The sequence below is a fragment of the Enterovibrio norvegicus FF-33 genome, assembly GCF_000286835.2.
Taxonomy (GTDB): Bacteria; Pseudomonadota; Gammaproteobacteria; order Enterobacterales; family Vibrionaceae; genus Enterovibrio; species Enterovibrio norvegicus_A.
On the sequence record NZ_AJYD02000038.1, the window covers coordinates 1,831,206 to 1,844,303 of the forward strand.

9 protein-coding genes are annotated in these 13,098 nt (G+C 46.4%); 5 read left to right on the plus strand and 4 right to left on the minus strand.

The window, feature by feature from the left end:
• The first annotated feature begins 205 nt into the window (after positions 1 to 205).
• Complete coding sequence (locus A1OO_RS16380; RefSeq protein WP_017003711.1) at positions 206 to 1,852, plus strand: AMP-binding protein; 1,647 nt, start codon at positions 206 to 208, stop codon at positions 1,850 to 1,852.
• 183 nt (positions 1,853 to 2,035) lie between these two features.
• Positions 2,036 to 2,332 carry a DUF406 family protein gene (locus A1OO_RS16385; RefSeq protein WP_017003712.1) on the plus strand — a complete coding sequence of 99 codons (297 nt, stop codon included), beginning with the start codon at positions 2,036 to 2,038 and terminating at the stop codon, positions 2,330 to 2,332.
• 124 nt (positions 2,333 to 2,456) lie between these two features.
• Here the strand turns inward: A1OO_RS16385 and A1OO_RS16390 are convergent, their stop codons facing one another.
• Complete coding sequence (locus A1OO_RS16390; protein ID WP_017003713.1) at positions 2,457 to 6,509, minus strand: hybrid sensor histidine kinase/response regulator; 4,053 nt, start codon at positions 6,507 to 6,509, stop codon at positions 2,457 to 2,459.
• Positions 6,510 to 6,758: 249 nt separating this feature from the next.
• Here A1OO_RS16390 and A1OO_RS16395 point away from each other — a divergent pair, with 249 nt between their 5' ends.
• Entirely contained in the window at positions 6,759 to 7,613 is an 855-nt protein-coding gene (locus A1OO_RS16395) for a DMT family transporter (protein WP_016962515.1), read from the plus strand.
• Between the two features lie 32 nt (positions 7,614 to 7,645).
• Here A1OO_RS16395 and A1OO_RS16400 read toward each other — a convergent pair whose 3' ends face one another.
• The 3 genes from A1OO_RS16400 to A1OO_RS16410 form a co-directional block, all read right to left on the minus strand.
• Positions 7,646 to 8,254 carry a DNA-J related domain-containing protein gene (locus A1OO_RS16400; RefSeq protein ID WP_016962516.1) on the minus strand — a complete coding sequence of 203 codons (609 nt, stop codon included), beginning with the start codon at positions 8,252 to 8,254 and terminating at the stop codon, positions 7,646 to 7,648.
• Positions 8,255 to 8,670: 416 nt separating this feature from the next.
• Positions 8,671 to 9,789, minus strand: coding sequence for a glycine cleavage system aminomethyltransferase GcvT (gene gcvT / locus A1OO_RS16405; protein WP_017003714.1), 1,119 nt, complete (start codon positions 9,787 to 9,789; stop codon positions 8,671 to 8,673).
• 119 nt (positions 9,790 to 9,908) lie between these two features.
• A complete protein-coding gene (locus A1OO_RS16410; protein WP_017003715.1) occupies positions 9,909 to 10,541 on the minus strand; it encodes a helix-turn-helix domain-containing protein in 633 nt (210 codons plus the stop codon).
• A gap of 632 nt (positions 10,542 to 11,173) precedes the next feature.
• On the opposite strand from A1OO_RS16410, the gene A1OO_RS16415 reads away from it, so the two are divergent.
• Both A1OO_RS16415 and gcvH read left to right on the plus strand, forming a co-directional pair.
• Positions 11,174 to 12,574, plus strand: a complete 1,401-nt coding sequence (locus A1OO_RS16415; RefSeq protein ID WP_016962519.1) for an L-serine ammonia-lyase — start codon at positions 11,174 to 11,176, stop codon at positions 12,572 to 12,574.
• 141 nt (positions 12,575 to 12,715) lie between these two features.
• Positions 12,716 to 13,093, plus strand: coding sequence for a glycine cleavage system protein GcvH (gcvH, locus tag A1OO_RS16420; RefSeq protein ID WP_016962520.1), 378 nt, complete (start codon positions 12,716 to 12,718; stop codon positions 13,091 to 13,093).
• Positions 13,094 to 13,098: the final 5 nt, after the last annotated feature.

Below are 13,098 nucleotides of genomic sequence, written 5' to 3' on the forward strand. Positions count from 1 at the left end.
ATGAATCTGTAACGTACTGAAAGCAAAATGCTATTCTATGTTAACAATACGTGAACAAAATGCAGCGAGCGTTACCTGCATCAAAATTTGAACAAGTGTTTAAATGAATCTCTTGACCTAAGCACATAGAAATCCTTAATTTAACACTTCGATAACATAGAATTATAACTATTACTCTATTCCCTACAGCTATACGGGGTCCTTTATGGCTCAACCAAAACCTTACCAACAAGCTCTTCGCTGGGCTGAAGAACGCCCGAATGAGATCTTTCTTCGCCAGATCATCAACCGTCAGTTTAAGGACTTCACTTACTCTGATGCTGTTGACCAAGCTCTGAGGATCGTTTCTGCCCTGAGAGGTATGGGACTGGAACCTGGAGATAAAATCGGCTTGATTTCGAAGAACTGCGCAGAGTGGTTCATCACCGATCTTGCTTTGATGCTAGGAAGTTATGTCAGCGTCCCCATTTTCCCAACCGCGGGCGCAGATACCATTGGGCATTGTCTCGATCACTCAGAAGCAAAGTTGTTGTTTGTAGGTAAATTGGACGACACAAAAGCGCTGAAAGAGACCCTAGAAATCCGTAGCAAGCTTCCCACTATAGCGTTCCCTTATCCCACCATTCATTGCGGTTACGACTGGGGTGATTTGATTGCTCAACATAGCCGAGCTGAAGTGAACCCAGAGCATCAAGACGACGATTTAATGTCTATCGTGTACACCTCCGGTACGTCTGGCTTACCAAAAGGCGCCATGCTGACTCACGGTGGTTTTGCTTGGTCGTCACAACAACTGATTAATAGCATTGGTATGCGAGAGGGCGAACGCCTGTTTTCTTACTTGCCACTCGCACACATTACAGAGCGTGTTTACATTCTTGGCACAGCAATGATGTCCGGCATTTGCACTGCATTTCCTGAATCTCTCGATACCTTTATTGATGATGTCAAAATGCACCGCCCGACCCTGTTCATTTCTGTACCGCGTCTATGGACGCTGTTTCAGCAACGTATTCAGCAAAAACTGCCTCCTGCGAAACTCAACATTTTGCTCAAGATCCCTGTGGTTTCTGGCTTAATTAAAAAGAAGATCGCGCAGAACCTTGGCTTGGACCAAGCGCGCGTGCTGGGGTGTGGTTCTGCACCAGTATCAGCAGCACTGCTGAGCTGGTATGAAAAGCTCGGGTTACACATTACTGAAGCATGGGGTATGACGGAGTCGTTCGCTTATAGCACGTTGAATTACCCATTCAGAGAAGACAAAATCGGTACCGTCGGTAATGCCGGCCCGGGTGTTGCGATGAGAATTGCTGCTGATGGCGAGATCCTTGTGAAAAGTCAGGGGCTTTTTGCTGGATACTACAAAAACCCAGAAGCCAGTGCTGAAACCATCATTGATGGCTGGCTGCATACCGGTGACATTGGCGATATTGATAACGAGGGTTACCTCACTATTCAAGGGCGTAAGAATGACACGTTCAAAACAGCCAAAGGTAAGTTTGTTAGCCCTGTGCCTATTGAGAAGCGGCTGTTTGAACTCAGTAACGTTGAAATGATGTGCTTGGTTGGCTCAGGCATGCCTGGCCCTGTTCTTCTGGCTCTCCCCCATGATTTCCCTAACTTTGATCGCGCGCGCTATGAGCGTCGCGTGACGAAAGTGATTGAGACCATCAACAAGGAGCTTGAATCACACGCGAAAATCAAAGGTGTGTTGATGATCAAAGAGCCTTGGAGTATTGAAAACGGATTACTAACACCAACGTTGAAAATCCGTCGTCATCTGCTTGAAAAGAAATACCATGATGTCGGTGCGGTATGGCCTGCTGATAAACTGGTGCAATGGGAAGACTAACCCTATTTAGATCAAGCATCTAAACGGGCCTTTGGGCCCGTTTTTTATTGTGTTGAATTCGACTGGTTGATTCATTTCCTCTCGATAATCCAATAAAAAACCCTACAAACCGAGGCGTTAAATGTAGTAATATTACGAAAAGTCGAAAGACTATCCTCATCCCCATCATCGAGAGAGTGATCAATGAGCCAGGAAGAATATCAAGTATGTGATGCGTGCGGCGTGACCGCAGAAATGGGTTACGTGATCAGCGAAGGCGATGACGTTGCTGAAGTTGAAATCTTTGCGTCGGACAAAACAGCCGCCATGGCTGAGTTTCGTGCTTACCTGTCACTGGCGAAAGAAGTTAATGACGCAGTGATTCATGACCTCGATGAAAACGCAGAGTGGGGGTTAAACCCACTGACCGTGAAGCTTAAGTTTGAATGCAGTGCTGAGAAGCTCATTTTCGAACTCCGTAGCCGCGCACTGGCAAAATAAAACTCGATCATTCTTGTTAGTGCTTGTTGCTATCACTGAACACAATGAATGAAAAAAGGCCGTTAGCTAAATCTGCTAACGGCCTTTTTGTTTTCAGCAATACCTGTCACTCACCAAAACAACGTTAGAACAATGTCGGCGTGTTTTCCTCTTCATCCACACCCAGGGTTTCAATTACCGCCTCAAGTTTCTTCGCTGCAATTTCATATTCGAACTTACGAATGGCGTCTTCAACGGGCTCAAGGTTAACGTCCATGCTTTTCGAGCTTTGTTTGATACCTGTAATAAAATCAACCGCCTGCGTATCAAAATTATTGAGCAAGATTTTAAGTTGCTCCAATTCAATACGGAACTCTCTTGGCGTATAACCCGCAAAACCGGCTTCCACGGGCTTCGCTTCTTCCTCTTTTTCACCCGGAATGTAGGTTTTTATTTGTTTTAAGCACGCCTCGATTTTGTCCATCAGGCTGGCATCCATTTTCAGATCTGTGCTTGCTTGATCTTCAAGATTCCCGGCAAGAACAGCTAAGCCTTTTGCAGACACATTGGCAGCAGCGCCTTTCAAAGAGTGAGCAAACATCTCAACATCTTCTCGATTTTCATCAGCCAGTGCCTGACGGATTTTATCAATCACGGCCAATTTCGTATCTGTGAATGCCCCCATGACTTTCCAGTAGGCTTTCGAATTGCCGCCAATACGGTTAATCCCCTCATTGGCATCAAGAACCAGTGGATCAATGTCTGCAATCTGAACATCAATTTCATCTTGAACCTTTTGAACATTGAGCACGACTGACGATTTCACCACCTCTTTGGACGCTGTCGTCCACCGTTGGATGGTAGTAAGAAGCTCATCCACATCTATCGGCTTAGATACGTGATCATTCATGCCTGCTTCTTTACACTGCTTGACGTCTCGTTCCATGGCATTAGCCGTCATGGCGACAATCGGCAGCCCCGCCAATGACTCAATTTCTCGAATTTTCTTGGTGGCCGTCACCCCATCCATCACAGGCATCTGCATATCCATCAACACAATGTCGAAGTGTTGCTCCTGCACCATATCAAGTGCAATTTGGCCGTTGTCTGCCACTTCAATCACTGGGTCAAACTGCTCAAGAATACCCTTGGCGACTTCTTGGTTGATCATGTTGTCTTCTACCAGGAGTATTTTTACGCCTGTGAAGTCTATTTCTTCAGAAACATCTTGATGCACGTCACGGCTATTAAGAAGTTTAAGCTCTTCTTTACCAAATGCTCCCATCAAGGCGTCAAATAGGGAAGATGGATTGATAGGCTTTACCAGCGATGCATCAAACAAGTTTTGTACGTCGTCACCGATCAGCCCTGCATCTTCACCATAGGCACTAGCCAGAATCACTTTCGGCATTTTATTGATTTGTAACTCATGGATTTGCATCGTGGCTTCATCACCATTAATGCCCGGCATTTTCCAATCCATCACCACGACATCAAAGCCATCGTTACTTTGATCGGCAGATTGCACTTCGAACACGGCTTCTTCACCATTAGAGACGGCTGCCACGCGCAGATTTAGGTTATCAAGCAAGGCATACATGATGTCTCGTGACGCTTGGTTATCATCCACAACCAACACACGTTTATCATTGAGCACGGTCGCTTTAGCCACCTGCTCTTTAATGCTGGATTCGCTACGACCACAACGAATGGTAAACGAGAACGTGGAACCTTTTCCGGGTTCACTCGCGACCCAAATTCGCCCGCCCATCAATTCAACAAAGCTTTTTGAAATGGTTAAACCAAGCCCTGTACCGCCGTATTTTCGCGTGATAGAGCCATCTGCCTGAGAGAATGACTGGAACAGGCGTCCCAATTGCTCATCAGACATGCCAATCCCCGAATCCTGAATGTCGAACTGCACTTCGACAATTTCATCGCATTCGGTCACTTTTCTAGCGCGAATAATAATTTCGCCGCTGTCGGTGAATTTAACGGAGTTACCCGTCAGGTTAATAATAATTTGTCCTAGGCGTAACGGGTCACCCACGAGGTCATCTGGCAAGTCGGGGTCAATATCAAAAATGAGCTCCAGCTCTTTCTCTTTCGCTTTGACTGAAATGATGTTGCTGATGTTGTCCAGCACTTCACTAAAGCGGAATCCGATGTGTTCGACCGAGAGCTTACCGGCTTCAATTTTCGAGAAATCGAGAATGTCATTGATGATGCCAAGCAACGACTTACCCGCTTTTTCAATATTGCCGACATAGTTACGTTGCTTGTCATTCAAATCCGTTAACAAAGCTAAGTGAGACATACCCAATATGGCATTCATTGGAGTACGAATTTCATGGCTCATATTCGCCAAGAATTCCCCTTTGGCTTTACTGGCTTCTGTGGCTTGGTCTTTCGCGGCAATCAAATCGGATTCGAGGCGTTTTTGAGTGGTAACATCAACGAACATGCCCACAACACCCAAGGGTTCTCCATCACCGCCGTAATAAGTGGCTTCGTACACCGTTAAGATACGGACATCGCCATTGGCATTCGGAAGTTCTATCTCATAGACGCTTGAGCCTGGGTTTTCGAGCAGTGTTTTTTCTTTTTCATCGAACATGGTGGCGACATCTTCGGTAAATAGCTCCGACGGTGTTTTGTCCATGACATCGACATAGAAAAGGCCAAGAAAGTCAGTGAACGCGTCGTTGACGCCGATGTAATAGCCTTCGGTGTTTCTAAAGTAGGTAGGGTTTGGTATCGCATTAATAATTTGCTGGTTGAGCTTCAACTGCTCAGAAACACGGTGTTCCGCTTCGAGCTGTAGCTCGGCGTTTATTGTGAGCTGAATGCCCACAGCCAAATCTTCTTGCGCCTCTAACAGCCAATCAATTTCTTTGTCGGAGAAAGTACGTACAGACCCTAATTCCAACACCCCGACCATGTCGTTATTAACAATAAGGGGCATGAAATACATTTCTTCCAACATCAACTTACCAGCAGGTAACGTAAGCGCGAATTTGTCTTTGTCGTTTCTGATCCGCAGAAACTCTTTTGTCAGCATAATGGTGCGATGGAAAGAGACGGCTTCTACGTCCATCTCTTCCGTTTTTTCATCAACACCCACACCGCCCACCAAATTCAGCCTCTCTCCTCGGAGAACGTAGATCGCAACATAAGGCAACTCAAGGCGTTGTGAATAGAAGTTCGCAACTTGAAGGCCAAGGTCTTTGGTATCGGAACAACCACGGATAAGATCTGAAAACGCTTTAATTTGACGACTGAATTCAAACCTCTGAGCAATTTCAGCCAACACTTCATTTTGTGCGGCAGCAAGGTCTTTCAATTCGCCTTGGCTTTCCACATCCAGCTTGAATTCGAACTGCTTGTCACGCACTTTGCTAACAATAACGCGGCGAATGTTATCTAGCGGTTTGAGGAATCGATACCATAACAGGACGGTGGACATTCCCACTGTCACAATCAACAAAAATGCCATCGAAATAGCAACACCATCCATGTTTGCGCGTTGCTGAACCAGTCGATCTAGTTCGGCATGTGAGCTTTTCTCAATGGCATCATAAAATGCGCCAATAGGCCCCATGATTTTGTTTTTTGCATGGATATATTCCGGCCCGAATAACATTTGTCGTGCAAGTTCAGGATCGGGAATGACACGCTCTATACCACGAGCCGTGCGTTTCTTCCCTTGGATCAAATTCATTGCCTCTTGCTCAATGGAAATGAGCTCTTGCGATCGAGAAAGTGCTTGGGTCAAAAACGACATTTGCGCCTCACTCACCCCCGAATCGCGCATGCGACCGAGTAAAGAAGGGAAATCAGGACGAATTGGAATATCAGGGGCTTGCACTTCATAGTTGGGATCAGACAACTGGGCCCAATAATCAAAATTGAAACTCTCAGGAAGCGGGAGCTGCCCATCACGTACCGCTTTCACATTATCAAACAAGTAACGCCAACGATTGTTCGATGTAACAGCATAATTTCGCGCAAACTGTGTGAGTAATTCGGAGCTGTTTTTCAACTCCGTCGCCAACGCATATTGTTCATAGCGTTTCTCGTAGATTTTGTTGATGTCTTCCGAAAGTGCTTCTGAGCGTATGTTTGCAAATATAGTTAACACGCCAAGAACGAGAATAAACCCCATTAATGCGAAGAAAATGTGGCGAATCGATCTCATTTTGTCTCCAAAGTCTCGAAATGGTGACACCGCTATCACATAAGCGTAGACCGCTAGTGACCGTTGATAAAGTGAGAAAAAGCAAAAGCCTGTTTGCACTTATCGATAAATCACGTCATAACTGAGTAACGCTCAAAAAATATCCAAACATGAGCAGTACGAGAGTTTGCCGCGAGCACATTGGATTGGCACAGAGACGGAACTCATGAAGAGGTAAAAGTGACACCCATTTATAAAGGAACAATGGCAATGCTAATTGGCATTTCCATACTCAGCGTCGATAGTCTGTTGATCAGATTAATTGAGGCATCCGGTTGGACGTTGCTTTTCTGGCGAGGCCTGATCTCTGCAATAGTGATTACGGCATTTGTACTTGTCCGTAACCCCAAAGAATCGCTAACAGCACTGAAAAAACCTTCCAAAAATTTACTGATCGGGTCTTTGGCATTCTCTCTCTCCACGGTGTGTTTCGTTTTATCGATTGAACACACTCAAGTTGCCAGCACGCTTATTATTATCAATGTCAGCCCGTTGATCTGCGCAGCGCTTGCGTTTGTGTTTTTAAAAGAAAAAATTGACACAAGAACTCTCTTGGCGATCGTTGCAGCGACTTTTGGCATCGTGTTTGTTTTTTATGGGAAGGCGTTACCGAACGCGTCGTTTGGCAATATGATGGCGTTAGTCACTGCATTGATGTTGGCCACTTATTTTGTGGTACTGCGAGAAAGTAAAAGCGCAAATGCTCAATTGTTCCTGATCTTTGGCGGACTATGTACAGCGACCATTGCGCTGATAGCAGGTGCAGAGCCCTTTTCGCTGACGCAGCAAGAGTGGGTATATATTCTCATTTTGTGTGCGGGTGTTGTGCCTGTTTCCTTTATCTTGATTTCCATTGGCCCGAAATACCTTCCTGCTGCTCATGCCAATCTCTTCATGCTGTTAGAGGCAATTCTTGGGCCGATTTTTGTTTGGATGGCATTGGGAGAAGTACCGAGTGAGAATGTATTGATCGGGGGCGGAATTATCTTGCTGACGCTAGTGTTGTTTACACTCTCGGCGGCAAAGAGCCGAAAAATGTCCAATAAAAAGCCCAGCGCACTGTAATCATTACGCTGGGCATCGTGTTTAATGCCAACCTATAAGCGCAAACTCTGCCACGCTTCACACATAGTACGAAATGTCGCAGCATCACCTTCAGGGCGATCGGGGTGCCACTTCAACGCCATCTTGCGCCACTGTCGGCGGATCTCTAAGTTTGATGCTGTATCTGATAACCCCAAGGCTTTTAACGCATTGCGCCGTTCTACGGTAGTTTCGCTGCAGTGACCAACGTGCTGCTGATACCGTTTCCAAAATGACTTGAGCAGCTCTCGAACGTCTTCCGTCTGCGCATCATAGTTTTTCCAATCCATGTAGTATTCTCGCAATGGATCATCGCGATTCACTTCATGTTGGACAAAACCTGACCCTGCTCCACGCCACATCAATCGAATATCCATGGATTCAACTTGAAGCCATTGGTTGGGAAGCAACGTCTCTTGTAACTGGTAGAGCGCGTTCATGATGAGAAAATTACGCTTGAACAGGTCCAATTGGGGATCATCATCCAAGTGGTCCATGATGGTATTTTTCTGCAGTTCAGCCATTAGGTAGTGGACTTTCCAGCTTTCATTCGACGCTTCAAGAACACTAAGTATTGGCCAGATCAGAGGGTTATCAATTTCATCCCGTTGTTCTGCAAGCATACTGCCATTTCTCCTTTGCCCTAATGTCGTACTTATAAGACATTAATCCATAATCACGTGAATCGCCTACAAAATTGCTTTCTTCTGTAATGAGTCACAACTTCTTGCCTTCTTAAGTTTGTCGTTACCGCTCGCTATTGACAAAAGACTCAGAAAACAGGGGTTGCATACTCAGTGCCAGTTTTGAGATTGCGCGTTAGATTTTCCGACATTGTGTTCAGTGAAAAACGTGAGATATGCGCAGGGTGTTGAGAAGAAAGAAAAAAGGCCAAAGCGAGGCTTTGGCCTTTTGACTAGATAACAATAGACAAGCGTTAATCAGATTAAACGCATCGTGATAAAGCGGCAAAAAAGTGACGCAATATCATTTTCACCGCATCGCTAACAACGTTAAACGACCCGATTACACGCAGTGCTTAACCACGGTAATAGCGCTGTGGCACGAACGGCATTTTCTCTACCGTCATCGGCAATTTCTTACCACGCACTTCCGCAAACACTTCCGTGCCAATCACTGCACTTGCTATTGCTACATAGCCCATCGCTACGGGTTGACCTTTGGTTGGCCCAAACGTGCCGCTGGTGACGATACCTATTTCATTGTCATCGGCATCAAACAGTTTTGCGCCTTCGCGAACAGGCGCTTTGCTTGAACCAATGAGACCAACACGCTTACGTGACACATCTTTGGTGGCGATTTGATCAAGAATGATGTCAGCACCCGGGAAGCCACCCGCACGCTCGCCATCGGCACGACGTGGCTTGCTGATCGCCCAAAGCAAACTTGCTTCAACTGGCGTGGTGGTGGTGTCGATGTCGTGCCCATACAGGCACAATCCGCACTCAAGACGCAGTGAATCACGCGCGCCAAGACCAATCCACTCGACTTCTTCGTTCGCTAGCAGTGAGCGAGCAAACGCATCGGCTTTATCGGCAGACACTGAGATTTCATAGCCATCTTCACCGGTGTAGCCTGAGCGACTCACCACGCATTCTATGCCGCCAAGATCCATCATTGCCGCATCCATAAAGACCATGTCTGCCACAGCAGGGTTCAAACGGGCAAGCACGTCAACCGCTTTCGGGCCTTGTAAGGCAAGCAGTGCGCGATCTTCAATCAGTTCCAGCGTGACATCCGCAGGTAAGTTAGCCTGTAGATGTGCAATGTCTTGTTCTTTACACGCTGCATTAACGACCACAAACAGGTGATCGCCAAAGTTAGTCACCATCAAGTCATCCATCAAGCCGCCTTGCTCATTGGTAAACAGTGCATAGCGTTGTTTACCTGCTGGCAGATCAATAATATCGACTGGCACTAATGCTTCCAGCGCCTTTGCCGCGTTCTCGCCATGAAGGCGAAGTTGCCCCATGTGCGAAACGTCAAACAAGCCGGCATTATCACGGCAATGAATGTGTTCTTTACGTACACCTAACGCGTACTGAACGGGCATTTCGTAACCAGCAAATGGCACCATTTTGCCACCCATTTCAATGTGCAGATCGTGTAGCGGGGTTTTCAAAAGATCCTGAGACATGTTTCACTCCATGATCACGGCGTCAGCCGACGTTCTCGCATTTCCGCTCTATCTGTAAGCTCAAGATGTACGCAAGCTAAAGATATCAACGGGCTAAAATATGTGTGCACCTGACACTATCAGGACGCGGTCACCCATAAAATCAGGGCATCTTGTTCACTGGACGAGGTAAGCATGTGACCCATCGCGGCGTCGTAATACACGCTGTCACCCTCATTCAGTTCAATCGCTTCATAAAACTCAGAAAAGAAAGCAATACTGCCTTCTAGTACTAATAGGAATTCTTCGCCATCGTGACGGATCCACTCGTCGTACTCTTCAAATGTGCGAGCACGAACCCGTGATTTGAACGGAAACATTTTTTTGTTGGTGAGTTGCGACGCCAACAATTCATGTTCATAGGTTCCCGTTGGGCGCATCTTGCCTTCACCCATGCGCGTGACATCACGACGACCCATCGCTTTGCGCTGTTTCGGTGGCGCAAACAATTGGGGAATATCAATGTTCAACCCCGCCGCCAGTTTCTGCATGGCTTGGAATGTAGGCGAGATTTGTTCATTTTCAATCTTGGATAAGGTTGAGCGCGCCAAGCCGGTTAACTTGCTCGCTTCTTCTAACGTTAGCCCACTACTCGTGCGAATTTCTTTGAGGCGCTCGCCTAACTTTAGCGGTGCAATATGTGCATCAGCTTGTCCACTCGCCCTTTCAATGGTTACTGACGGATACACATCCTGTGCATCTGAGTCTGTCATTTTTCGTCCCTCACCTTTGGCAATTCATCAAGCACGTTGTTGGCGTCTTTGTCGTGAGCCGCCATTTTTACACGAGAATAGATTTACTCAACACGGCCAAGTTAACATTTTTAACAAAAAGTTTCCTATAGGAAACTTACTCTCTCACCATTGTGTGCTTAACACTGATGTTCAGCACAGAATTTCAGACTAAGTCCAATGAGGTGACAGTTCAAGAAATAACCACCCAATCAGCAATAATTTCAAGCCACTGTTTTATATGATTATTATTTATTTTCAAGTAAATGCTAATTGCAATCTTTTCAGCAAAATAGTAAAAAGGCAAACGTTTGCGCAAGCTTGGTATTCTTGATGCCTCTATCAAGGAACTTAAATGCAAAACTGCCTACGGGATCACAATGAGAGTTTCCTATAGGAAATTTTGTTTTGCACGACGCAAATACGGGTTGTATGTTACGCAAATGTTGAAGTCGAAATAACGATAATAAACCACTCTTGCTATACCCAAAGTAGACATGTGCAAAGCACAGGCTGAAATGGGCAACAATGAGAACTGGACGACAACACATGACACGGACTAACCATTACCTCGGTATCCGTGATGCTTAACCTACAAAGCAAGGATACGTGCGATGAGTCATAGCATGTTTGACCTGTTTAAAATTGGCGTTGGCCCTTCAAGCTCCCACACTGTGGGTCCGATGTTGGCAAGCGCTCGATTCGCTTCTGCGTTACGTGAAAATGAACGGCTCCACAATGTGGAGAATGTGCGTGTCGAACTTTATGGTTCGTTGGCGCTCACCGGAAAAGGCCACGCAACCGATGTTGCTTGTGTGATGGGATTAATGGGGGAATGGCCAGATAGCATCAACTCAGACGATATCCCTACACTGGCCGCCATGGTCAAAGGCAGTAAAGAACTGCCTTTAGATGGTCATCGTTTTATTCCGTTTGATTGGGATACCGATCTGGTCTTCCATTTTGACCAAGTGCTCCCCGAACACCCTAACGGTATGACGTTGACAGCCTTCGGTGAGAATGCTGAAGCCCTGCTCTCTCGGACCTATTTTTCGGTTGGGGGAGGCTTTGTTGTAGAAAAAGGTGAAACGGATGCGCTGGCCTCTGATTTCAAGCCGCCTTTTCCATTTACCAGTGCCGTTGAACTGTTGGCACATTGTGAGAAAGAAAAAAAATCGATTGCGCAAATCATGTTTGTGAACGAACTCGCTCGAGCAAAACATGAGGATAAACACGCAACCATCGACACAATAAACCAAAACATTGAAGCCATTTGGCAAGTGATGTTGTCTTGTATTGAGCGCGGCATTGAACAAGACGGCGTGTTACCTGGCGGATTACAGCTCAAACGACGTGCTAAGAATCTACACGATCGTATTGTAAAGAAAGATACCGATGGCTTGCCCGTGGACACCAACGATTGGGTCAATATGTACGCCATGGCAGTTAACGAAGAAAACGCCGCGGGCGGTCGTGTTGTCACAGCACCAACCAATGGCGCTGCAGGTGTCATCCCAGCAGTATTGGCGTACTACAACAAGTTTGTTGCGCCAAACAATGTTGAAGGCATCCGAACGTTTTTGGCGACAGCCGCTGCGATTGGTTCGCTTTACAAAACCAATGCGTCTATTTCAGCTGCCGAAGTCGGTTGCCAAGGTGAAATTGGCGTGGCGTGCTCAATGGCAGCTGCTGGATTAGCCGCGGCGATGGGGGCGACACCAGAACAAATTGAAAACGCGGCGGAAATCGGCATGGAGCACAATCTTGGCCTGACGTGTGACCCTATCAATGGTTTGGTGCAAGTACCCTGTATTGAACGAAACACTATGGGCGCAGTGAAAGCGATTAACGCGACTCGCTTAGCGCTCAATGGTGACGGCAGTCACCATGTTTCGCTTGATAGCGTGATTAAAACCATGCACGAGACGGGTCTCGACATGATGAGTAAGTACAAAGAAACGTCCCAAGGCGGGTTGGCAACGAACGCCATTGCCATCAATGTGGTCGCTTGCTAACCGATGTTGATGTGAAAAAACCTGACCAGCACGAAGAATTTATCGGTGTTCAGAGGGAAATGCTGAACACCAAGGAAGCCCAAATTTTCCGCTGTATGTATAGCGGACAACAATTAACTCGTTTCATACGGAGATGTAAAAATGGATGCAACCCTGAAGTTTTCTAAGAGCCATGAGTGGGTAAAAGACAACGGCGACGGCACTGTCACTGTTGGAATTTCTGATCACGCACAACAACTTCTTGGCGATGTCGTTTTTGTCGATCTGCCGGAAGTTGGTAGTGATGTAGAAGTCGGCGAAGGCTTTTCTCTCGTAGAATCAGTAAAAGCAGCATCGGATATTTACGGCCCAGTAAATGGCGAAGTGCTTGAAGTTAACGAAAATCTGGATGACAGCCCAGAGTTGGTTAACGAAGAACCTTTCGAGGGCGGTTGGATTGCAAAAATCAAGCTCGCAGATGACAGCAACCTTGATCATCTGATGAGCGCTGAAGCATACCTAGAAACTATCGAAGACTAATTCAG

What these genes read in the sequence shown, in the direction of transcription:
- gcvT (WP_017003714.1), bottom strand. Translation starts at nt 9,789, where the DNA reads ATGTCTCAGGATCTTTTGAAAACCCCGCTACACGATCTGCACATTGAA.
- A1OO_RS16410 (WP_017003715.1), bottom strand. Translation starts at nt 10,541, where the DNA reads ATGACAGACTCAGATGCACAGGATGTGTATCCGTCAGTAACCATTGAA.
- A1OO_RS16380 (WP_017003711.1), top strand. Translation starts at nt 206, where the DNA reads ATGGCTCAACCAAAACCTTACCAACAAGCTCTTCGCTGGGCTGAAGAA.
- A1OO_RS16395 (WP_016962515.1), top strand. Translation starts at nt 6,759, where the DNA reads ATGCTAATTGGCATTTCCATACTCAGCGTCGATAGTCTGTTGATCAGA.
- gcvH (WP_016962520.1), top strand. Translation starts at nt 12,716, where the DNA reads ATGGATGCAACCCTGAAGTTTTCTAAGAGCCATGAGTGGGTAAAAGAC.
- A1OO_RS16415 (WP_016962519.1), top strand. Translation starts at nt 11,174, where the DNA reads ATGAGTCATAGCATGTTTGACCTGTTTAAAATTGGCGTTGGCCCTTCA.
- A1OO_RS16390 (WP_017003713.1), bottom strand. Translation starts at nt 6,509, where the DNA reads ATGAGATCGATTCGCCACATTTTCTTCGCATTAATGGGGTTTATTCTC.
- A1OO_RS16400 (WP_016962516.1), bottom strand. Translation starts at nt 8,254, where the DNA reads ATGCTTGCAGAACAACGGGATGAAATTGATAACCCTCTGATCTGGCCA.
- A1OO_RS16385 (WP_017003712.1), top strand. Translation starts at nt 2,036, where the DNA reads ATGAGCCAGGAAGAATATCAAGTATGTGATGCGTGCGGCGTGACCGCA.